19 protein-coding genes, 1 tRNA gene and 1 pseudogene are annotated in these 22191 nt (G+C 64.2%); 11 read left to right on the top strand and 10 right to left on the bottom strand.

All coding sequences use genetic code 11. The features are described from left to right. The first annotated feature begins 47 nt into the window (after nucleotides 1-47). A pseudogene (locus LRS53_RS03005) lies at nucleotides 48-2823 on the top strand (response regulator). Between the two features lie 4 nt (nucleotides 2824-2827). Here the strand turns inward: LRS53_RS03005 and dinB are convergent. From dinB to LRS53_RS02990, 3 genes are all read right to left on the bottom strand, one after another. Beyond that, entirely contained in the window at nucleotides 2828-3925 is a 1098-nt protein-coding gene (gene dinB / locus LRS53_RS03000; protein ID WP_017642221.1) for a DNA polymerase IV, read from the bottom strand. A gap of 93 nt (nucleotides 3926-4018) precedes the next feature. Further along, nucleotides 4019-4252 carry a hypothetical protein gene (locus LRS53_RS02995; RefSeq protein ID WP_017642220.1) on the bottom strand — a complete coding sequence of 78 codons (234 nt, stop codon included), beginning with the start codon at nucleotides 4250-4252 and terminating at the stop codon, nucleotides 4019-4021. A gap of 32 nt (nucleotides 4253-4284) precedes the next feature. Then, on the bottom strand, nucleotides 4285-4602 hold the full coding sequence (locus LRS53_RS02990; RefSeq protein ID WP_231354882.1) for a hypothetical protein: 318 nt from the start codon (nucleotides 4600-4602) through the stop codon (nucleotides 4285-4287). 173 nt (nucleotides 4603-4775) lie between these two features. Here LRS53_RS02990 and LRS53_RS02985 point away from each other — a divergent pair, with 173 nt between their 5' ends. From LRS53_RS02985 to LRS53_RS02965, 5 genes are all read left to right on the top strand, one after another. After that, nucleotides 4776-4922 (top strand): hypothetical protein, encoded by a 147-nt coding sequence (locus tag LRS53_RS02985; protein WP_231354881.1) that lies wholly within the window; start codon nucleotides 4776-4778, stop codon nucleotides 4920-4922. Between the two features lie 91 nt (nucleotides 4923-5013). Next, a tRNA-Met gene (locus LRS53_RS02980) sits at nucleotides 5014-5090 on the top strand. 190 nt (nucleotides 5091-5280) lie between these two features. Then, nucleotides 5281-7938 (top strand): bifunctional lysylphosphatidylglycerol flippase/synthetase MprF, encoded by a 2658-nt coding sequence (gene mprF / locus LRS53_RS02975; protein WP_231354880.1) that lies wholly within the window; start codon nucleotides 5281-5283, stop codon nucleotides 7936-7938. Between the two features lie 7 nt (nucleotides 7939-7945). Continuing rightward, the gene (locus LRS53_RS02970) at nucleotides 7946-9220 is read left to right on the top strand and encodes a virulence factor family protein (protein WP_231354879.1); all 1275 of its coding nucleotides are present in this window, start codon (nucleotides 7946-7948) and stop codon (nucleotides 9218-9220) included. 96 nt (nucleotides 9221-9316) lie between these two features. Next, nucleotides 9317-9622 carry a hypothetical protein gene (locus tag LRS53_RS02965; protein ID WP_082900435.1) on the top strand — a complete coding sequence of 102 codons (306 nt, stop codon included), beginning with the start codon at nucleotides 9317-9319 and terminating at the stop codon, nucleotides 9620-9622. 46 nt (nucleotides 9623-9668) lie between these two features. Here LRS53_RS02965 and LRS53_RS02960 read toward each other — a convergent pair whose 3' ends face one another. Then, entirely contained in the window at nucleotides 9669-11510 is a 1842-nt protein-coding gene (locus LRS53_RS02960) for a potassium transporter Kup (RefSeq protein WP_017642214.1), read from the bottom strand. 306 nt (nucleotides 11511-11816) lie between these two features. Here LRS53_RS02960 and rimO point away from each other — a divergent pair, with 306 nt between their 5' ends. Continuing rightward, nucleotides 11817-13142, top strand: coding sequence for a 30S ribosomal protein S12 methylthiotransferase RimO (rimO, locus tag LRS53_RS02955; protein WP_231355398.1), 1326 nt, complete (start codon nucleotides 11817-11819; stop codon nucleotides 13140-13142). A 7-nt stretch (nucleotides 13143-13149) separates the two neighbouring features. Here rimO and cadR read toward each other — a convergent pair whose 3' ends face one another. From cadR to LRS53_RS02940, 3 genes are all read right to left on the bottom strand, one after another. Beyond that, nucleotides 13150-13620: a Cd(II)/Pb(II)-responsive transcriptional regulator gene (gene cadR / locus LRS53_RS02950; protein WP_231354878.1), complete on the bottom strand. Its 471-nt coding sequence runs from the start codon at nucleotides 13618-13620 to the stop codon at nucleotides 13150-13152. 189 nt (nucleotides 13621-13809) lie between these two features. Further along, on the bottom strand, nucleotides 13810-13989 hold the full coding sequence (locus LRS53_RS02945) for a hypothetical protein (RefSeq protein WP_231354877.1): 180 nt from the start codon (nucleotides 13987-13989) through the stop codon (nucleotides 13810-13812). Between the two features lie 170 nt (nucleotides 13990-14159). After that, nucleotides 14160-15563, bottom strand: a complete 1404-nt coding sequence (locus tag LRS53_RS02940; protein ID WP_231354876.1) for a hypothetical protein — start codon at nucleotides 15561-15563, stop codon at nucleotides 14160-14162. Between the two features lie 136 nt (nucleotides 15564-15699). Here LRS53_RS02940 and LRS53_RS02935 point away from each other — a divergent pair, with 136 nt between their 5' ends. Continuing rightward, nucleotides 15700-15951, top strand: coding sequence for a CsbD family protein (locus LRS53_RS02935; RefSeq protein WP_017642209.1), 252 nt, complete (start codon nucleotides 15700-15702; stop codon nucleotides 15949-15951). A gap of 81 nt (nucleotides 15952-16032) precedes the next feature. Here LRS53_RS02935 and LRS53_RS02930 read toward each other — a convergent pair whose 3' ends face one another. From LRS53_RS02930 to tesB, 3 genes are all read right to left on the bottom strand, one after another. After that, a complete protein-coding gene (locus LRS53_RS02930) occupies nucleotides 16033-16401 on the bottom strand; it encodes a response regulator (RefSeq protein ID WP_017642208.1) in 369 nt (122 codons plus the stop codon). 25 nt (nucleotides 16402-16426) lie between these two features. Then, nucleotides 16427-17875, bottom strand: a complete 1449-nt coding sequence (locus LRS53_RS02925; protein ID WP_017642207.1) for an ATPase domain-containing protein — start codon at nucleotides 17873-17875, stop codon at nucleotides 16427-16429. A 112-nt stretch (nucleotides 17876-17987) separates the two neighbouring features. Then, nucleotides 17988-18848, bottom strand: coding sequence for an acyl-CoA thioesterase II (tesB, locus tag LRS53_RS02920; protein WP_231354875.1), 861 nt, complete (start codon nucleotides 18846-18848; stop codon nucleotides 17988-17990). A 171-nt stretch (nucleotides 18849-19019) separates the two neighbouring features. Here tesB and LRS53_RS02915 point away from each other — a divergent pair, with 171 nt between their 5' ends. Genes LRS53_RS02915 through LRS53_RS02905 form a run of 3 tightly spaced genes read left to right on the top strand, consistent with a single transcriptional unit; the run spans nucleotide 19020 to nucleotide 22188 of the window. After that, nucleotides 19020-20636 carry a histidine kinase famiy protein gene (locus LRS53_RS02915; protein WP_269216618.1) on the top strand — a complete coding sequence of 539 codons (1617 nt, stop codon included), beginning with the start codon at nucleotides 19020-19022 and terminating at the stop codon, nucleotides 20634-20636. Beyond that, nucleotides 20633-21265, top strand: a complete 633-nt coding sequence (locus tag LRS53_RS02910) for an exopolysaccharide biosynthesis protein (protein ID WP_231354874.1) — start codon at nucleotides 20633-20635, stop codon at nucleotides 21263-21265. The genes LRS53_RS02915 and LRS53_RS02910 overlap by 4 nt, the downstream gene beginning before the upstream one ends. After that, nucleotides 21262-22188 carry a histone deacetylase family protein gene (locus tag LRS53_RS02905; RefSeq protein ID WP_231354873.1) on the top strand — a complete coding sequence of 309 codons (927 nt, stop codon included), beginning with the start codon at nucleotides 21262-21264 and terminating at the stop codon, nucleotides 22186-22188. Before LRS53_RS02910 ends, LRS53_RS02905 begins: the two co-directional genes overlap by 4 nt. The last annotated feature ends 3 nt before the right edge of the window (nucleotides 22189-22191 follow it).

Below are 22191 nucleotides of genomic sequence, written 5' to 3'. Positions count from 1 at the left end.
CATTTGGTAAAGAGGTTAGACTCGCCAATTTCCTTGGGGGACGCGTAGTGCTGGACGAATTGGGACTCAAGGGACGCATCCTGCTGTTGAGCGTCCTCCCGACCTGCTGCATGGCGGCCCTGCTCGGGGTCTACTTCAGCTGGGTCCAGCTGTCGGACATGCGCAGCCAGCTCATCGAGCATGGCCAACTGGTCGCCCAGCAGATGGCGCCCCTCATCGCGCCGGCCATGCGCACCGGTGACAACGATCAGCTCAACCGCATCGCCCAGCGCGCCCTCGATCAGGCCGACGTCCGGGCGATCAGCTTCCTCGATGCTGACGGCAACGTCCTCGCCCATGCCGGCCCCTCCATGACCGTGGAGCTGACCGGGCGCGACTTCCAGACCATCAGCATGAGGTCTGGCCTCGACATCACCCACTTCAATCTGCCGGTGCAGACCCACGACCTGCGCCTGACCCGCAGCGACGGCAATCCGGCCTCGCCCCAGACCCTGGGCTGGATCCAGCTCGAACTCTCCCATCACGCCACCCTGCTGCGCGGCTATCGCAACCTGGTGGCCGGTCTCCTGCTGATCCTGCTCGGCCTGGCCTTCACCGCTTTCATCGCCGTGCGCATGGGCCGGCGCATCAACCGGCCGCTGCAGGTGATCGCCCAGGGCGTCAGCCAGCTGCAGGAGGGGCGCCTGGAGACGCGCCTGCCGACCCAACTCGGCAGCCCCGAATTCGACGAACTGGCGACCGGCATCAACCGCATGGCCGAGGCCATGGAAAATGCCCAGTTCGAGATGCAGAACAACATCGACCAGGCTACCGAGGACGTACGCCAGAACCTGGAAACCATCGAGATCCAGAACATCGAACTGGACCTGGCGCGCAAGGCCGCGCTGGAGGCCAGCCGCATCAAGTCGGAATTCCTGGCCAACATGAGCCACGAGATCCGCACCCCGCTCAACGGCATCATCGGCTTCACCAATCTGATGCAGAAGAGCGAGCTGACCCCGCGCCAGCAGGATTACCTGAGCACCATCCAGAATTCCGCCGAGAGCCTCCTGGGCATCATCAACGAGATCCTCGACTTCTCGAAGATCGAAGATCGAAGCCGGCAAGCTGGTGCTGGAGAATCTGCCGTTCAATCTGCGCGACATGATCCAGGACACCCTGACCATCCTGGCGCCCTCGGCCCATGAAAAGCACCTGGAACTGGTCTGCCTGGTCTATCGCGACACCCCGACCCACCTGGTCGGCGATCCGCAGCGCCTGCGCCAGGTGCTCACCAACCTGGTGAGCAATGCCATCAAGTTCACCCACTCCGGCACCATCGCCGTGCGCGCCATGGTCGAGGAAGAGACCGACGACCACGCCCAGTTGCGCATCAGCGTCCAGGACACCGGGGTCGGCCTGACCGACGAAGACCGTCAGATGCTGTTCCAGGCCTTCTCCCAGGCCGACAACTCCCTGACCCGCCAGGCCGGCGGAACCGGTCTCGGCCTGGTCATCTCCAAACGCCTGATCGAGCAGATGGGTGGCGAGATCGGCCTGGAGAGCATTCCCGGCGAGGGCTCGGAATTCTGGATCACCCTCAACCTGCCCAAGGCCCACGGCAGCGTCGAGAGCCACAAGCGCATCGCCCTGGCCGGCCGTCGCGTCGGCCTGGTGGAGCCCCACCCCCTCACCCGCCAGGCGCTGCAGCATCAGCTGGAAGAATGCGGCCTGAGCGTGGAGCCGTTCGAGACCCTGGAACAGCTCAGCGAAGCCGTCGCCCATCCGGCCTCCGGCAAGCTGCCGGTCAGCCTGGCGGTGCTGGGCGTCAGCGCGCGCAGCATTCCGCCGGACCTGCTCACCGAACGCATCTGGGAACTAGGTCGCCAGGACTGCAATACCCTGGTCTACTGCCCCACAACCGACCAGGCGGTGTTCCATGCCTCGCTGCCTGACGTCCATTGCCAACTGCATTCCAAGCCGGCCTGCAGCCGCAAGCTGGAACAGGCCGTGGCGGAATTGCTCAACCAGCGTCCGCAACGCAATGAAAGTGGCGGCCTGGGCATCACCGACAGACCACCGCGCCTGCTCTGCGTCGACGACAATCCGGCCAACCTGCTGCTGGTGGAGACCCTGCTGACCGATCTCGGCGCCCAGGTCACCGCGGTGGAGAGCGGCTATGCGGCGGTGGAAGCCGTCCAGCAGGAGCGCTTCGACCTGGTGTTCATGGACGTGCAGATGCCCGGCATGGATGGCCGCCAGGCCACCGAGGCGATCCGTGACTGGGAAGCCAGCGAAGGCGGCACCCCAGTGCCCATCGTCGCCCTTACCGCCCACGCCATGGCCAACGAGAAACGTGCCCTGCTGCAAAGCGGCATGGACGACTACCTCACCAAGCCAATCAGCGATCGGCAACTGGCCCAGGTCATTCTCAAATGGACCGGCCTGCGCCTGCTGCACAGCTCGGCGCCCGAGGTCACCAGCCTCAACAGTGGCGGCCAGGACATTTCCACGCTGGCGGTGATGGATGCGGACGAAGGCTTGCGCCTGGCGGCCAACAAGCCGGATCTGGCCAAGGATTTGCTGAGCATGCTGCTCGCCTCCCTGGCCGCGGATCGTCAGGCCATTCGCCAGGCCCGCGAAGACGGTGACCGCATCGCCCTCATCGAGCGCGTCCACCGCCTGCATGGCGCTACCCGCTATTGCGGCGTGCCCCAGCTGCGCGCTGCCTGCCAGCACAGCGAAACCCTGCTCAAGCAGGGCGCCCCGACCTCCAGCCCGGCGCTGGAAGAACTGGACGCGGCCATCGTCAATCTGTCCACCCAGGCCAAGAGCCCGCTCTAGCGGGCTAGTCCTCGAACAGCCGCAACTGCAGCGCCGCCTCGCGCAGATCGGTCAGACGCACGCCCACGCCGAGCAGGCGCACCGGTCGATTGCCCCGCCGATAGGCCTGCTCCAGCAGCCGCCGATAGCTGTCGAGATCGCGCCCGGCGCCCTGCTGTTCCAGGGTGGTCTGGGTGAAGTCGTGAAACTTGACCTTGATGAAGGGCCGCTCCGGGCGATAGCGGTCGGCCAGGCGCGTCAACCGCTCTTCGAGCTTGGCCAGCAACTCAGGCAACTCCTTGGCACAGGCGGCGGCATCGGGCAGGTCGCGGTCATAGGTGCGCTCGACGCTGGCCGATTGCCGCTGGCTGTCCACCTTGACCTGGCGCTCGTCGATACCATGGGCCAGTGCCCAGAGGCGCTCGCCGAAGCTGCCGAATTCACGCAGCAGATCGAAGCGCGACCAGGTCTGTAGATCGCTGCACAGGACGATGCCACGGCGCTTGAGCTTGTCGGCGGTGACCTTGCCGACGCCATGCAGCTTGGCCACCGGCAGTACGGCGACGAAGTCGTCCACCTCGTGGGGCGCGATGACGAACAAGCCGTTGGGCTTTTTCCAGTCGCTGGCGATCTTGGCGAGAAACTTGTTCGGCGCAACGCCTGCGGACACCGTGATGTTCAGCTCTTGCCAGACCCGACGGCGGATGTCGCGGGCGATCAGGGTGGCGCTGCCATTGAACAGCTCGCACTGGGTGACATCCAGGTAGGCCTCATCGAGGGACAGCGGCTCGATCAGCTCGGTGTAGTCCTGGAAGATGGCGTGGATCTGCCGCGACACCTCCTTGTAGACGTCGAAGCGCGGCTTGACGAAGACCAGGTCGGGACAGAGCTTTTGCGCCTGATGGGACGACATGGCGGAACGCACGCCAAAGGCCCGCGCCTCATAGTTGCAGGTGGCGACCACCCCACGACGATCAGGGGTTCCGCCTACCGCCAGCGGCTTATTGCCCAGGCGCGGATCATCGCGCATCTCGATGGACGCATAGAAGCAGTCACAGTCGACATGGATGATCTTGCGCTGGCGCTTGGGTGGGAGCTGGGCGGGGGAATTGTCCGGAGCCATGGAGAAAGATGCCGGGCCGGGCACTGCGGCTGATTATCCGTACAGTAAGCCAAGACCGCCCGGATTTGTCCATGGCGGACGACGAATCGCCGGTTAACCGACGTCCTGGAGCAGGCGCTGCCGATGCACGACCTCTTCGCGCAGCTCGTCGACCACCGCTTTGAGATCATGGGCATGGTGCAACTGATCGTAATAGAGGTGGCGCTCGGCGATGACCCCATCCGGGGTGGTGATCATCAGGCGCGCGAAATGCTCACTGCGCTCGAAGAATTCGATACGCCCCAGACCTTGGAGATGCTGAAGCAAGGTTTCCAGCAGGAGATTCATGGCGACCCCTTGGACTTTCCTGGTCAAACGGTTCAGTCGCGTTGCCCATCGTCGAAAGGTGCACTCTCGTCGTCGGCGATGACGATCCGCTCTTCGAAATGGCCGGATCGAACATGGCGGGACGTGGTGTCCAGCAGCGCCTGCGCGGAAACGCGCAGCGTCTTCATGTCGTCGACGAGCAATTCGACTTTTTCCACGACTTGAAGTGCCATATCGGCGGCGCCATTGGCACTACTGCCGGTCAGCGCTAGCGAAAGATTGCACAACTGAGCGACGAGCGTCGCGATGTCGTACTCCATCACGCGCATGATGCGCTGGTCCAGACCACTCGAATCCTGAGAAGGGTGCATGAGGTTCTCCATAACACCCAGCGAGGATAGCACATGGCCACCACCCGCCTGAGCGACCAAGCGGCGTTTTGCTATCACCGTCTCACTTGTCCGCACGGTGGACTCTCATCGGCTTTTCGGACTCTTTGCCGTCCTCATAGGTCGACTGAGGACGTACATCCAGGAGACCACCCATGAAACGCCCTCTATTGTTATCCTCCGCCCTGCTCGTCACCCTGGCGCTCGGCGGCTGCTTTGATCGCGACCAGTCGGATCAGCAGAATCGCTCCAGTGGTGAAAAGGCCTCGGTCCAGATGCAGAAGAGCGATAGCGACAAGTGACCTCGACCCTGCCTGACTAAATAAGCCTTTGAAGAATATTAAATTTTTCCTTGACGAATTTTTTCTTGGCCCTATACTGAGCCACATCGGACGCGGGATGGAGCAGTCTGGTAGCTCGTCGGGCTCATAACCCGAAGGTCGTTGGTTCAAATCCAGCTCCCGCAACCAAATTCGAAAAAACCACTCTCTTGAGTGGTTTTTTTTTGCGCTGAATTTGACCGGGGTCAGATCCCAGCGGTGCGAACTCTGTAGCTACGCGAGCTACAAAGGTTGGTATAGAGCTTTTTTATCTGTACAAGGCTTGGCAAACCGCGCGCGACCAGTAATCTGACGCGCGTTCCTGTCTAGAGGAGTTTGCATGACTGCACCTGATCCAGCCAAAGAGGTCTCCTCGAAGCCGGCATCCCCTGCGGACCATCCTGTTTCGCCCCCTCAAGCGCTGCCCTGGCGCCTGCTGGAGCGGTTGACGGCGTATCGACAACCCATTGAATTGGGTGTGACCCTGGTGTTGTTCGCCGCCGCGCTGGTGGTCTGCTGGCATCTGCTGAGCAGCATCGATGGCGAGGCGCTCCACGATGCCCTTCACGATATCCCACATTCATCCCTGATTGGCGCGCTGATCGCCGCCGCGGCCGGCTTCACCATCCTACTCGGTTACGAGTGGTCGGCCATGCGCTTCGCCGACGTCAAGCTGCCGGCCCGCGCCTGGACCATGGGCGGCCTCACCGCCTTCGCCATCGGCAACGCGGTTGGACTCTCCATGCTGTCCGGCGGCTCGGTGCGCTATCGCCTCTATGCCCGCCAGGGACTCAGCGCCCTGGAAGTGGCGCGGATGACGGTGTTTTCCAGTCTGGCGCTGGGCACCGCCCTGCCGCCACTGGCCGCCATCGCCGCGCTGACCAACCTGCCCGCCTCCACCCAGGCCCTGCGCGTACCGGAAGCGGTGATCGTTACCGCGTCCGCCGTGATCCTGATCGGCTATGCGATCGGCATCCTGGCGCTGCGCCGCTGGCGGGCACCTGAGCAGCCCTGCGCCCATGCCCTGCATTTCCGCATCGGCAAACGCGCCCTGCGCCTACCGACCCTGCGGCTGTCCGCGCTGCAACTGGTGATCACCATCCTCGACGTGACCGCCGCCTCGATGGTGCTCTATCTGCTGCTGCCGACGGCTCCGCCCTTCGGTGCCTTCCTGCTGGTCTATCTGCTGGCGCTGGCAGCGGGCGTGCTCAGCCACGTCCCGGGTGGCGTCGGCGTGTTCGAAGCGGTGCTGCTGGCAGCCTTCGCCAACGAACTGGGTGCCGCTCAGCTCGCCGCGGCGCTGGTGGTCTACCGGCTGTTCTATGTGCTGCTGCCGTTCGTGATCGCCTGTCTGGTGCTGCTGTTCAGCGAAGGCCGGCGCCTGCTGTCGAACAGTCCGGCCGTACGGGTCGCCTCGGGACTCGCGGCACCCATCCTTGCCATCCTGGTTTTTTTTTCTGGGGTGGTCCTGCTTTTTTCTGGGGTCACCCCTGAAATAGACACCCGTCTGGAGGGCATGGATTTCCTGCTGCCCCAGCGGTTGATCGATGCTTCCCACTTGGGCGCGAGCCTGATCGGCGTCGTCTGTCTATTGCTGGCGCAGGGATTGCGCCGGCGCCTGTCCGCGGCTTGGGCGGTGACCTTGGTCTTGCTGCTGCTCGGTTCCCTGCTGTCCCTGTTGAAAGGTTTCGACTGGGAGGAAGCCTCCATCCTGGCGCTGACGGCGGCGCTGCTCGCCACTTTCCGCAAATCCTTCTATCGTCGCAGCCGGCTGATGGAGCAACCCTTCTCGCCGCTGTACGTGACCGCCAGTATCTGCGTGGTCGCCGCCTCGGTATGGTTGCTGCTGTTCGCCTACCAGGACGTGCCCTACGATACCCGTCTCTGGTGGCAATTCGCCCTGGACGCCGATGCGCCACGCGGCCTGCGTGCCGCCCTGGGCAGTTCCGTCCTGCTGCTGATCATCGCCCTGGGCTGGCTGCTGCGTGCCGCGCCGCCGCCCATCGAAGCCCCGACCAGCGCCGAGCTCGAGCGCGCCCTCGGCATCGTGCGCAAATCCAGTCAGCCGGATGGCGGTCTGGTGATGACCGGCGACAAGGCCCTGCTCTTCCATGAAAGCGACGATGCCTTCCTGATGTACGGCCGGCGTGGGCGCAGCCTGATCGCCCTCTTCGACCCCATCGGTCGCTCCCAGCCGCGCGCCGAGCTGATCTGGAAGTTTCGTGATCTCTGCGACCTGCACCATGCCCGACCGGTGTTCTATCAGGTGCGCGCCGAAAATCTACCCTTCTATATGGACATCGGCCTCACCGCGCTCAAGCTCGGCGAAGAGGCGCGCGTGGACCTGCACGCCTTCGATCTCGACAGCAAGGGCAAGAAGGACCTGCGCTATACCTGGAATCGTGGCCAGCGCGATGGCCTGGCCATCGAATTCCATGCCCCGGGCGAGGCGCCACTGGACGAACTCAAGGCCATCTCCGACGTCTGGCTGGAAAGCAAGCAGGTGCGCGAGAAAGGCTTTTCCCTGGGTCGTTTCGACCCCGCCTATCTCCAGCACTTCCGCATCGCCGTGGGGCGCTTCCAGGGCAAGGCGGTGGCCTTCGCCAACCTGCTGGAAACCGAACGCCCGGATCTGGCCAGCATCGACCTGATGCGGGTCACCGCGGATGCGCCCAAGCAGACCATGGAATTCCTCATGCTCGGGCTGATCCTGCACTTCAAGGCTGCCGGCTTCACCCGCTTCTCGCTGGGCATGGTCCCGCTGGCCGGCCTGCATCCCCGCCGCGGTGCGCCGATCACCCAGCGCCTGGGCGCCATGGTGTTCAGACGCGGTGAACAGTTCTATAACTTCCAGGGCCTGCGCCGCTTCAAGGACAAGTTCGATCCGGAGTGGGAGCCGCGCTACATGGCGGTACCCGCCGGCCTGGACCCCCTGGTCGCCTTCGCCGATACCGCCGCCCTAATCGCCGGGGGTTACACCGGCCTGGTCAAACGTTGAGACTCCTATGCTGAAACGTGCACTCGCAGTACTGCTCGTCATCCTGCTGATCGCGGGGGGCCTGGGCTGGTGGTGGCTCCATCGTTGGCCGTCGGCGCCCCAGGTCAAGGTCCAGGAGCAGCCGGATGGTCGTCTGCTGACCATGGCCGTGCCCAAGGGCGAGCCCCATGCCCGCGTGGTGCTGGCCACGCCGTCGGACCTGCAGCTGGCGGATGCCGATCTGCTGGGCCTGGCCACCAACACCGGCGCCGAGATCGTCCAGTATGAGGTCAGGGTATCCAATGGCTGCCAGGCGCAGAGCGATGACTTCGCCAACGCGGCCAAGCAGCTGAGTGGCGCGCCGACCTTTGTCGGCGGCATCGGCCCAGGCGCCGCCCGCGCCTGGCGCTGGCTAACCACCCAGGACAATCCGAAGGCCGCGGCCCTGAGCGTCGGCTTCAACCTGGAAACCCTGGATTGCCCGGACGCCCTGCCGGCCAAGGCGGCCGCTGGCCAGTGGCACATTGCCTGGAACGATCATCCGACCGACGATTCGGCCATCTTCGTGCGTCAGCAGAGCAACGCCGATCTGACCATCGCCGACTACGGCACCGCCCTGCCGGTGGTCCTGCGCACCCAGCTCAAGAATCGTCTGCTGGGCCAGCACAACGACATCCCGACCATCGAGATGCCGGCCGATCCAGACGTCAAGCCCGGCCACCCCGACGTGGTGACCATCTTCTACTCCGGTGACGGTGGCTGGCGCGACATCGACCGGCTTTCGGCCCAGGCCATGAACGAAGCGGGTTATCCGGTCGTCGGGGTAGATGCGCTGCGCTACTTCTGGCAGCACAAGAGTCCTGAGCAGGTCGCCGCCGATCTGGCCAACCTGATGCAGGAGTACCGCGAGAAGTGGAACGCCAAGCATTTCGTCCTGGCCGGTTACTCCTTTGGCGCCGACATCCTCCCGGCGGTCTACAACCGCCTGCCCCAGACGGATCAGGACCAGGTAACCTCGATGCTGCTGCTGGCCTTCAGCCGCAAGAGCAACTTCGAGATCGCCGTGGAAGGCTGGCTCGGCAAGCCGGGCGACGAGGCCGATACCCTGCCGGAAACCAGCAGAATTCCCGCCGCCAAGCTGTTCTGTGTCTATGGCGAGGAAGAGAAGGACGACAGTGGTTGCACCCAGCCGGGTCAACCGGGTGAGAAGCTGGGCCGCCCGGGCGGTCATCACTTCGACGAGAACTACGACAAGCTGGCCGACTTCATGGTCAAGGCCATCGAGGCCCGTACGCCGCAATAGCGTACCTCGTCCGGGCCTGCGGGCCCGGACGAACGGCCGGAACAAGGGACCGGCCTCCAACGGTCTATGGCTGCAACAGCCACGGAGACCTCTGTCATGAGCACACCGCTTTCCGCCGACGCCGCTAGCAAGATCCTGGTGGATGCCTTCCAACCCCTCGGCTGCGTGGTATCGTCCGGCGCGGATGGCCATGACCTGGCACTGGGCGTGGTGGATGCCCAGGGCAAGACGCTCTATACCGAGGAACAACTCAGCGAGACGGACTACAGCGATCCGCTGCGCCTGGCTGGCTACATAGGCACGGTGCGCAGCGAGCTGGAAGGCCGCGGCCAGACCCTCGACAGCTGGCAGATGCCCTTCATCACCGATCCTGACGCCCTGCCCCCGCCGGTATTCAACTAGGCAAAGAAAAGGCCCCTGCTGGGGCCTTTGTTCTTTCTGCGCTCGGCTAGATCTCGACCTGGGTGCCCAACTCGATCACCCGGTTCACCGGCAGCTTGAAGAATCTCAGGTTGCCGTTGGCGTTCTTCATCAGGAAGACGAAGAGATTCTCGCGCCAGGGCGCCATGCCGAGGCGCTTGGAAGCGATCACCGTTTCCCGGCTGAGGAAATAGGTGGTGCGCATCGGGGTGAAATCCAGGCCTGGATAAGGGCAGTGGCTCAAGGCCAGGGGGATGTCCGGCTCGTCCATGAAACCGTAGTGCAGCACCACGCGATAGAAGCCGTCGCCGAAGTCCTCGACCTCCATGCGCTCGCCACGCGATACCCGCGGGCGATCCTCGTAGCGCACCGTCAGCAGCACCACCTGCTCGTGCAGCACCTGGTTGTGCAGCAGATTGTGCAGCATGGCATGGGGGACCACGTCGGTCCGGGCGGTGAGGAACACCGCGGTGCCCTTGGCGCGGAACGGCGGTTGGGCACGGATGCTGCTGATAAAGATCGGCAACGGCAGCGCGCCGTCGTCCAGGCGCTCCACCACCAGTTGCCGGCCCCGCTTCCAGGTGGTCAGCAGGATGAAAATGACGATACCGGCGATCACCGGAAAGGAGCCGCCGGAAAAGATCTTCGGTGCGTTGGCCGAGAAGTACAGGACGTCCACCAGCAGGAAGCCGATCAGCAGCGGCACCATGATCCAGCGCGGCCATTTCCACAGCAAGAGGATCACCGCCGACACCAGGCAGCTGGTGATCAGCATGGTGCCGGTCACGGCCACGCCATAGGCCTCGGCCAGGTTGGCCGAAGACTGGAAGGTCAGGATCAGGAAGATCACCCCCAGCATCAGCGCCCAGTTCATCAGCGGGATGTAGATCTGCCCCTGCTCCTGGCTGGAGGTGTGCTGGATCTGCATGCGCGGAATATAGCCCAGCTGGATGGCCTGGCGGGTCATGGAGAAAGCGCCGGTGATCACCGCCTGGGAGGCGATGACGGTGGCCAGGGTCGACAGCCCGATCATCGGCAGCAGCAGCCATTCCGGGGCCAGCAGATAGAAGGGATTACGGACCGCCGAGGGATCGGCGAGCAGCAGTGCGCCCTGACCGAAGTAGTTGAGCACCAGCCCTGGCAGCACCAGCAGCAGCCAGGCCCGGGCGATGGGTTTGCGCCCGAAGTGGCCCATGTCGGCATAGAGTGCCTCGGCCCCGGTCAGGGCCAGCACGGCCGCGCCCAGGACGATGAAACCCTTCACCGGATTGGCGGCAAAGAACTCCACTGCCCAATAGGGATTGAAGGCCTTGAGCACCTCGGGCTGCTGGACGATGCCATAGACGCCCAGGGCGCCCAGGGTGGTGAACCAGAGCACCATCACCGGGCCGAAGAATTTGCCGATGGTGGCGGTGCCGCGCTTCTGGATGGCGAAGATGCCGACCAGGATCACCAGGGCGATGGGCACGACCCAGGCTTCCAGACCGTCGAAGGCCAGCTCCAGCCCCTCCACCGCCGACAACACCGAGACCGCCGGGGTGATCATGCTGTCGCCATAGAAGAGCGCAGCGCCGAACAGGCCGAGCAACACCAGGGTGGTGGCCAGGCGCGGCGAGCCCTGAGCGGCGCGACGGGCCAGGGCGGTGAGAGCCATGATGCCGCCCTCGCCCTGGTTGTCAGCGCGCATGACGAAGGTGATGTACTTGAGGGTGACGACCCAGATGAGCGACCAGAAGATCAGCGACAGGATGCCGAGCACGCTGTCGTGGTTCAGCGCCAGGCCATAGTGCGGTGAGAAGACTTCCTTGAGGGTATAGAGAGGACTGGTACCGATGTCGCCGTATACCACGCCGGTGGCGAGCACGATCATTCCCAAGGCCGAAGGGGCTTTACCACCGTGCTCGTGTTCCGGACGGCTCATGCAGGGCTCCTAGAGTCTAAAATCGGCGCATCCTGCGCCGAAGCGGCGTCAGGATCAAGTTGAAAAGGCCGGTAGCGTGGCGCGGGCAACCTCTTGGCGCAGCGCTTCAAGGACCATAGACTCTCTGGTCGGCAAAAAGCTCTGTGCGGTCGCCAGGACTGGCGTACCCCTTCCAAGCAGCGGCAGAGATGGCTAGAATCGCGCGTTTTTTGATCAAGGCGCCTCCTGAGCGCCCGCCGAGGTTAGCCCATGTCCATCCAAACGTCCGCCCCCAAGGTCGGTTTCGTCAGCCTCGGCTGTCCCAAGGCCACCGTCGACTCCGAACGCATCCTTACCCAGCTGCGCATGGAAGGCTACGAGATCGTGCCGACCTATGAAGACGCCGATGTGGTGGTGGTCAACACCTGCGGCTTCATCGACAGCGCCAAGGCTGAGTCCCTGGACGCCATCGGCGAGGCCATCGCCGAGAACGGCAAGGTGATCGTCACCGGGTGCATGGGCGTCGACGAGGGCAACATCCGCGGCGTGCACCCCAGCGTGCTGGCGGTGACCGGTCCGCAGCAGTACGAGCAGGTGGTCAGCGCCGTCCACGAGGTGGTGCCGCCGCAGTTGGAGCACAATCCGCTGATCGACCTGGTCCCGCCCCAGGGCATCAAGCTGACCCCGCGCCACTATGCCTATTTGAAGATCTCCGAGGGCTGCAACCACAGCTGCAGCTTCTGCATCATCCCCTCCATGCGCGGCAAGCTGGTCAGCCGCCCGGTGGGTGACGTGCTGTCCGAGGCCGAGCGCCTGGTCAAGGCGGGCGTGAAGGAGCTGCTGGTGATCTCCCAGGACACCAGCGCCTACGGCGTCGACCTCAAGTACAAACTGGACTTCTGGAACGGCCAACCGGTCAAGACGCGCATGCTGGAACTCTGCGAGGCGCTGTCGGGCATGGGGGTCTGGGTGCGCCTGCACTATGTCTACCCCTACCCCAACGTCGACGACGTCATTCCACTGATGGCCGCCGGCAAGCTGCTGCCCTATCTGGACATCCCCTTCCAGCACGCCAGCCCCAAGGTGCTCAAGTCCATGAAGCGCCCGGCGTTCGAGGACAAGACCCTGGCGCGCATCAAGCGCTGGCGGGAGATTTGTCCGGAGCTGACCATCCGCTCCACCTTCATCGTCGGCTTCCCCGGCGAGACTGAGGAAGACTTCCAGTACCTGCTGGACTGGCTCACCGAAGCCCAGCTGGATCGCGTCGGCTGCTTCCAGTATTCGCCGGTCGAGGGCGCGCCGGCCAACGAGCTGGGCCTGGACCCGGTAAGGGACGAGATCAAGCAGGCGCGCTGGGAGCGCTTCATGGCCCACCAGCAGGCCATCTCCGCAGCGCGCCTGCAGCTCAAGATCGGTCGCGAGATCGAGGTGTTGATCGACGAGGTGGACGACCAGGGCGCCATTGGCCGTTCCTATGCCGATGCCCCGGAAATCGACGGCAACGTCTATGTCGACAGCGCCAAGCCGCTCAAGCCCGGCGACAAGGTCTGGGTACGCGTCACCGATGCCGACGAGTACGACCTCTGGGCGGAAGCGCTCTAGGCCTCAGCTAGTCGTGCAGACGGTGGGTGCCGGGTACATGGGCGTGTCCGGCCGCACTGCAGCTGGCGGTGGTCGCTGACGGCGCCGCCGGCTGACCCAGTTCGCGCAGGATGCCGCAACGGTCGCCCTCACCTTCCCCCTGGCACTGCCGTCTCAGGGTCACGAGCTGTTCGCGCAGCTGATTCAACTCGCGAATGCGCACCTCAACATGATGCAGATGGGCGCCGATCAGGGCGTCCACCTGGGCGCACCCCGGCGTGGCGGTATCCCGCAGCGCCAGCAGCGCCCGGATCTCTTCCAGGGTCATGTCCAGGGAACGGCAATGACGCACGAAGATCAGGCGCTCGACCTGATCCCCGTCATAGCTGCGGTAGTTGCTGCTGCTACGCGCCGCCGGACGCAGCAGGCCTTCACGCTCGTAGTAGCGGATGGTCTCGACCGCGCAGTCGGTGCGCTGGGCCAATTCGCCAATCTTCATCGTGCCTTTCTCGCTCCGCTGACATCCGGACAGCCTGCCGCGCTCGCGGCCCTGGGGCAAGGGTTCTGGAACTACCGGCAGGCGGTGGGAAGAGACGTTGGCGACCGCTCAGCAGGTGCGGACGTGCAGGAAGACAAAACGACGCCCCGGCGATGAGTGGATCGCCAGGGCGTCGCGACAATCACCAAACTAGTTGGCGTTGTTCTGGTACAGCGCGGAAGCACGGGCGGGATGTTCCGACTGGAATTGCGCTTCGGCATTGGCCCGGATCGACTTGCTGGACAGGTCGCGACTGGCCGCGGATGCGGTACCCGACAGCACGCCCATGAACAGGACGGCGACGAGCGCTTGGATACCTAGAACTTTCATAGCGAATACCTCTTGGTTGTGCTGTTTCGATAGACACAGCGTACTCCCAGTACTAATCCGCCAGAAAGTCGCGTTTCCGTGAGTGATATTTACCTATTAAGCAAATATCACCAGGGAACGTCTTGATACTGCCTCGGACATTCGCTCATCGTCCAGGCGCGGTGCCCTGCCTATTGCAACTCGCTCAGCTGTTTTTCCAGGCCCATGGCCTGGCCTGCGCCGACACTGGTCAGGTGGAACAAACCATAGGCTTCCAGATAGGTCCAGCGACTCAGCGGACCATTACCTGAGGTGCCATGCCGGCATTCAAGGGTCTTGGCCCTGCCACTCAAGGTAGCCAGCACCTTGCGCGCCTCCCCCTCGCCCACCACCTTGCAGGACAGCTTGATCTCCCGCTGCTCCGCGCCCTTCAGATTGCCGGTCAGGGTCTGCCGGGCCTGGTAGCCGACCTGGCTGCCCACCGCGAGCCTCCGCCAGTCGCCGCTGAAACTCAGTTGATCCAGGCTAGCGAGTTCTTCCACCGGCAGATTGCCGTTGTCGAGGCGAGTGCGGCGTACCAGGTCGATCAGCCCGCGCCAATTGAGCGAGTCGACCCGTGCCGCCCTGCCCTGGGCGCTGAAGCGCAGCAGGCCTGGCTGCGCGCCAGGGCTGACCCGGACCTCTTCGCGATAGGCCTGGGCCTGGCCTTCGTAACGGCTCTCGCCCGCCTCCACGAAGCGCTGCACGGCCATGGCTGGCACGGGCAGCGCCAACGCCTTGAGCACCTGCAGAGGCTGAGCCTGGGCCGCGGGCAAATCGCCAGCGGGCGACGGTGCAGCCGGCGGTGTCGCGGCGGCCTTGATCCCGCCCAGGCGTGGCATGGCCAGTAAGGCGTCCCGGCGGTCACAGGCGGCTTCCAGCAGGGTGCGGCGCTCGACGGGAGCGGCAGCGAAGGTCTCTTGCCCCTGGGCGCCTGGCTGGCTGTCAGTTATCCGTCCGGCGTCGTCCAGGCCGTAACGCGCCAGCAGCAGATAACGGCGCGCGGTACAGTCGGCGGCCAGGGATTCGCGCCACTGGCGCACCGGAGCGCCATAGCGCGGCGTCTGCAGCTGGACGGGCAACTGTTGGCCTCCCCAGAAGCGGCGCACCCCGTTGGCGTCCACCAGGCTGTTGCGGTCGATGACCAGAGTGTCGCCACCGGCGCCACTGGCGAGGACACGCCAATCCGCACTGGCCGGCTGGGCGCAGAGTGCAGCCACGTCTGGACGCTGCTTGAGCGCCTCGACCTTGGCGGCGCTCAGCGCCAGGGGCGCGGCATAGCCATTCACCCGGCCGGGATAGACGCGCTGCTCGCCCTCCAGAAAGAGCAATTCGGCCTGCTCATCCACGCAATCCACGGCCACGAACGCGGCGCCGCCATCCGCCAGGGCCAGCGCCAGTTGCAGGCGAGAGCCCTGGCGCAGGACGCTTTCAGCCACAACGGGCCGGGTGAAGAGCTCCTCGGCATCGGTCACCGGTTCGGCAGGCGGCCGCTGGGTGCTGCAACTGGCCAGCAGCGACAGCAGGCAGAAGGCGTAAATACGGTTGGAGATCATGGTTCCTCTCGGCTGAAAACCGCGATGGATGTCGCGAACAGCAAATTGACCTGAACGAAATGCGTCTGGCGCGGATCAATAAGGGAAGCATGCCGCTTGGCATGACCTCTCCCGTTTCCCAACACGAGGTGCATTCATGAATACCGATCAGATCATAGGCAATGCCAAGGACGCTACCGGCAAGGTCCAGGACAGCTTCGGCGCCGCGACCGGCAATGCCGACTGGCAAGCCGAGGGCAAGGCCCGTCAACTGGAAGGCAAGCTGCAGGAGCAATATGGCCAGGCCATTGACTGCGCACGCAACGTGACCGCCGACAAACCCTTCACTGCCCTGGCCATCGCCGGCGGTGTCGGTTTCGTTCTGGGCGTACTGCTGTCGCGCTCCTGATCGGAGACGCGGGGCTGGCCGATGCGCCAGCCCCAAAACAAAAAGGCCTGCTCAGACAGGCCTTTTTGTTTTGGGGCTAGCTCAGGATTCCAGCGCAACGAGGTGCTTGCGCACCGTGTCCACGATATCGCCGATGTTGAAGGGCTTCTGGAACACGGCATCGAACAGCTCAGCGCTTTCCTGGGCCAGGTGCGCCTGGGCACCGCTCATCAGGATGATGGGCAGGTGTTGCAGGCCCTGGCGTTCGCGCAGGGCCTCCGCCAATTCGCGGCCATTCATCACCGGCATCATGAAGTCGGTGATGACCAGCGACGGTAGTTCTCGATCGAAGACATCAAGCGCTCGGCGACCGTTGCTCGCCTTGACCACCATGTAGCCTTCGTCTTCAAGAGCGAAGGCCAGGATGTCCGCTATCAGAAATTCGTCATCGACTACCAGTATCGTCGTCATGTGGAGACTCTCCCAGCCGACGCGATCATGGTTGTATTGAGGGCATGGCTGAACCGGAAAGCACCTTCACCATGTCTTTGAACGCCTTTTTCAGTTCGATTCCCGAGTTGTCTATCACCATCTCGCGTAGCGAGGGGTCATAAAGGCTATCCCGCACCTTGAGGATGGACAGAACTCTTTTGATCTCCGCCTCGGCCTCGACGAATCGCAGCAAAATCAGATTGTCCACCATGCTGGAAAGTTCGGGAGCCGGCGCTGCTATATCCGCGCCAAACATGTCCCGTAATTCCCAGGTAGCTAGAACTGTGACGCCCTGGGTACGCAGCTCGTTCAGTAATGCACTGAAGTATTCGATGAGCCGCCCCTGGGGCAAGGCGAAGCGGGCAATGGCGCCCAGACTGTCGATCACCAGCCGTTTGATGCCGTGCTGCTGGACCAGCGCGAGCAGCTTCAGACCAACTTCATCAAGGCGCAACTCGGTCGTGGGCTGCCAGTGCATGTGCAGTGCGCCCTGATCGATACGGCCGGCCAGATCGAGCCCCAGGGCGTCGGCCTTGAGCTGCAGCCGCTCCGGCGGTTCATAGAAGCTGAACATCAGACCGGGGGCCTCGGACGTGCAGGCGGCCAGGAAATTCAGCGAAATGGACGTCTTGCCGGCACCCGAAGGCCCCATGAGCAAGGTGGTCGAGCTTTCCGGTAGCCCGTTCTCGATCATCGCATCCAGCGAAGCCACGCCGCTGGTTACGCGCTGGTTCCCAATGCGATAGGTCGCGCCCACCGAGGGATCGCGATAGAGAGTTTCCAACCGTGGAAACACGGTGATGCCGGCATCGGAGATGGTGAATTCGTGGAAGCCCGGCAACGCGCCGCTACCGCGAGTCTTGCGCAGTGCCAGACGGCGGATGGTGCGACTGCCGATCTCTTCCTCGTGCAGATCCAGCACGCCATCGACCATGGTGTGCTCCGGGCTACCGTCTTCGAGACGCGCGCTGGTGAGAAAGATCACCGTGCAACCGGCAAAGGCCGCATGCCCCTGCAACTCGGCGATGAACTTCTTGGTGTCGATGGGCGTTTCCGCACGCGACCGAGCGTTGAGCAGACCATCCACCACCAGCAGACTGGCCTTCTGCCGGCTGATTTCCCGCCGCAGGAGACGCACGACCTCATCCAGCCCTTCGCCTTCCATGGTATCGAAGGCGCTCAGATACTGGACCTGATCCCCGATGCAGGAGCGGTCGAAGAAATCCAGCGTGGAAAAGAACTGGAACATCCGCTCGTGGGTTTCCGACAGCATGGTCGCGAACAGCACCCGGCCACCGCCGCGCACATGGTTGAAGGCGATCTGATTGGCCATGATCGATTTGCCGGAGCCCGGACGGCCCTGGATGACATAGGACGCTCCGGCAACCAGGCCTCCCTTCAAGATCTCATCCAGCCCCTGGATACCGGTTACGACGCGCTCGAGTCGATTCAAGAACGATGCCTCAAACTAATGATGTGTCTGGGACGCCTGGACAGGCGCCCGGTGCTTCGCAGGCAAGAGCCTATAAGGGTGCTACCGAAATAGCCAGCTAGAGGGCCTGGCCTTAGCCGCGTTTGCGAATCAGTCCTTCCTGGGCTACCGAGGCCACCAGCTGGCCTGCGCGGTTGTAGATGCTGCCGCGGCACAGACCGCGAGCCCCGCCGGCCCAGGGACTGTCGATGGCGTAGAGCAACCAGTCGTCCAGGCGGAAATCGCGGTGGAACCAGACCGCATGGTCGAGGCTGGCGATCTGCAGCGAGCGATCCCAGAAGCTGGTGCCATGGGGCAGCAGCGAGCTGGGCAGCAGATTGAAGTCCGAGGCATAGGCCAGCAGATAGCGATGCAGCGCCGGCTGGTCCGGCAGATCGCCGGTGGCGCGGAACCAGACGTGGCGGACCGGCTCGGTGGGTTCCGGCTTGAAGGGGTCGGTAAAGACCACCGGGCGCATCTCGATCGGCCGCGGCCCGAGCAGCTTGTCGCGCAAGGGCACAGGAATCAGCTCGGCGTACTTCTGCGCGTGGGCGATTTCCGATTGCAGCGTCTCGGGCGCGGGCACGTCCGGCATTGTGGTCTGGTGCTCGAAGCCCGGCTCTTCGATATGGAAGGAGGCGCTGCAGAAAAAGATCGGCTGTTCGCCCTGGAAGGCGGTGACCCGGCGGGTGGAAAAGCTGCCCCCGTCGCGGATGCGATCCACCTGGTAGGTCACCGCCTCCACGGTCGAACCAGCGCGCAGGAAATAGCCATGCAGGGAGTGCACCTGGCGCGTCTCGGGCACGGTCTGGCTGGCCGCTGACAGCGCCTGCCCTAGCACCTGCCCACCAAAGAGCTGGGGAAAGCCGAGATCCTGGCTGCCGCCGCGATACAGATCGGGGGCCAAGGATTCGAGGGTCAGCAGTTCGACCAGGTTGTCCAGCACCTTGCTCATGGGAAGGGTTCCTTGACAGAGAGCGATCATCATACGCAAAACCGGTCAAATCCTGTGCGTTCGCCGTGCTTCCAGACACATTACTCATCGTATGACGATAACAGGTGGAGCTTGTGGCCCCATAAGCGGTCACAATGAGGGTACCGCTGTCCGCTCGCAGGCTTCCTCCCCATGACCGAAACCGCCAACGCCTCGTCTCCCCATCCGTCCGCGGCCAAGATCGCGGAGCTGGGTAAGGGTCTCGGGCACGACGACATCTTCTTTGCCGCCGTGAAAAAGACCCGGATGCCGATGATCGTGACGGATCCGCACCAGCCGGATAATCCGATCATCTTCGCCAACGAGTCCTTCCTGCGCACCACGGGCTACGCGCTGGACGAGGTCATGGGCCGCAACTGCCGCTTCCTGCAGGGCCCGGACACGCGCCCGGAACACATCGCCGAAATCCGCAGCGCGCTGCGCGAGCAACGGGATTGCGACATCGAATTGCTGAATTACCGCAAGGACGGTTCGACCTTCTGGAATGCGCTGTTCATCTCCCCGGTGCTCGATCCCCAGGGCCAGCTGCTCTACTACTTCGCCTCGCAGCTGGACGTCTCCCGCCGCCGCGACGCCGAGGATGCCCTGCGGCAGGCGCAGAAGATGGAAGCCCTCGGCCAGCTCACCGGTGGCATCGCCCACGACTTCAACAACCTACTGCAGGTGATGGTCGGCTACCTGGATATCCTGAGGATCAATCTGGATCGTCCGGAACTGGACAAGGACAAGGCCAAGCGCCATGTCGACAACACCCGCGACGCGGTGAATCGGGCAGCCACCCTGACCCAGCAGCTGCTGGCCTTTGCCCGCAAGCAGCGCTTGACCGGGCGCGCGGTGGACCTGAACAAACTCATCGGGTCCCGTCAGGGGCGCCTGGCCCAGGCGCTGGGCGGGCCCCTTCGCTTCATCTTCCGGCCGGCACCGGCGCTGTGGAATTGCCGGCTCGATCCGATCCAGCTGGAGACGGCGCTGCTCAATATCGTCGATAACGCCCGCCTGGCCATGCAGGAGCGCGGTACCGGCACCCTGACCCTGGAGACCCTCAACGTCGAGGTCAATGGCCAGGATCTGGCCCACGGCGGCCTGGCCCAGGGGCACTATGTCTGCATCGCCCTGACCGACACCGGCTGCGGCATGTCCACCGACGTGCTCGGTCGGGCCCTGGATCCCTTCTTCACTACCCGCGACGAAGGCCAGGGCAGTGGCCTGGGCCTGTCCATGGTCTATGGCTTTCTCAAGCAGTCGGGCGGTCTGGTCAGGCTCTATTCCGAAGTCGGCATAGGCACCTCGGTGCGCCTCTACTTCCCCGTCTCCGAAGAGGAAGCGCGCGAGCACCCGGTACCCCTGCCGACCCCGCACGAGGACGGCGGTGGCTCCGAGACCATCCTGGTGGTGGATGACCGTCCGGACGTCGCGGCCCTGGCCCAGGCCATCCTGCAGGAGACTGGCTACCAGGTGCTGGTCGCCCACAATGGCCAGCAGGCGCTGGACATCCTTGCCCGCGAGCCTGCCATCGACCTGCTGTTCAGCGACCTGATCATGCCCGGCGGCATGAATGGCGTGATGCTGGCCAAGGAGGCGCAACGGCGCCGGCCCGAGCTGCGCATCCTGCTCACCACGGGCTATGCCAACAACGCCTTGGAACTGGAGGAAGGTAATGGCGAGCCCTTCCCCATTCTCAACAAGCCCTATGGCCGTCAGGACCTGACCCGCTGGATCCGCCGCATGCTGGACAGCGCCCAGCCATGAAGGACGAAGCCCTGGAGCGCGAGCCCGCCAGCTGCGACACCGGGCAGGATGGCCCGGTGGACCTCCAGAGCTTTCTGGCCTGTCTGGAGCGGGTGGGCAACAGCCCCAGCCAGGTCTCGGTGCAGCATCTGATCGATGCCATCGGCAGTCGCTCCTTTGGTCCCATGATCCTCCTGCCGGGGGTGCTGGCGATCTCGCCGCTCACTGGCATTCCCGGTATCGCCACCGCCATCGCGGTCTTCGTGATGCTGGTGAGCGGTCAGCTGCTCCTGGGACGCGACCACTTCTGGCTTCCGCGCTGGGTCCTGCAACGTTCTGTCTCCCGCGGCAAGCTGCGCAAGTCGTTGCGGCTACTGCGGAAGCCTGCGCGCTGGGTGGACAAGGTGGTCAAGTCGCGGCTGCGGGTACTCACCTCGCGACCCGCGCACTTCGTTACCGCCCTGCTCTGCATCCTCATCGCCGCGACCATGCCGGTGCTGGATTTGGTGCCCTTCGCCAACACCACGGCCGGGCTGGCGCTGACCTCCTTCGCCCTGTCGCTAATCGCCCGTGACGGCCTGCTGTTCCTCCTGGCGCTGGGTTTCTGTACCGGTATCCTCTGGTTCATCCTGGAGCTCCTGGTGTTTTGAGCACACGCCTGCCCCTGGTCTACCACGAGGACTACAGTCCGCCCTTCCCCGCCGGCCATCGCTTTCCGATGGAAAAATTCCGTCTGCTGCACGAACACCTGAGTGCCAGCGGCATCCTGGGTGCAGACAACTGGCGGCGCCCCGAACCCTGCCCGAACGAGCTGCTGGCGCTGGCCCATGCGCCGGACTATATCCGCGCCTTCCAGGCCGGCGAGCTGGCACCGCCGCTGCAGCGCCAGCTGGGCCTGCCCTGGAGCGAAGCCCTGGTGCGCCGTACCATCCGCGCCGTGGGTGGCTCACTGCTCACCCTGGAGCTGGCGCTGCGCCATGGCCTCGCCTGTCACCTCGCCGGAGGGACCCACCACGCCCACCACGACTATCCGGCCGGCTTCTGCATCTTCAACGACCTGGCGATCCTGGCCCTGTCGCTGCTGGAAAGCGGTCGCGCCGGGCGGGTGCTGATCCTGGATTGCGATGTTCACCAAGGCGATGGCACGGCGCGCATTCTGGCTGAGGTACCCGACGCCATCACCGTCTCGCTGCACTGCGCCACCAACTATCCGGCGCGCAAGGCGCGAAGCGACTGGGACATCCCCTTGCCGCGCGGCCTGGACGACGCCGGCTATCTGCGAGTCCTCGACGACGCCCTGGGCTACCTGCTGCCCCTCTATCAGCCCGACGTGGTGCTCTACGACGCCGGAGTGGACGTTCATTGCGATGACGCCCTGGGCTATCTGGACCTCACCGATGTCGGTCTCGCCGCCCGCGACGGCTTGGTCTTGCGGCGCTGCCTGGCGGCGGATATACCGGTGGTAGGGGTGATCGGTGGCGGCTATTCGGCCGACCGCCTGGCCCTGGCCCGCCGGCACGGCATCCTCCATCACACCGCGACCCAGGTCTGGCAGGAGCTGGGTCTTAACTGAACG

The organism is Pseudomonas sp. PLB05, assembly GCF_021106615.1.
In the GTDB taxonomy this organism is placed as follows: domain Bacteria; phylum Pseudomonadota; class Gammaproteobacteria; order Pseudomonadales; family Pseudomonadaceae; genus Chryseomonas; species Chryseomonas benzopyrenica.
The sequence above is the reverse complement of the archived record's forward strand: the minus strand, read 5'-3'. Positions and strand labels throughout refer to the sequence as shown.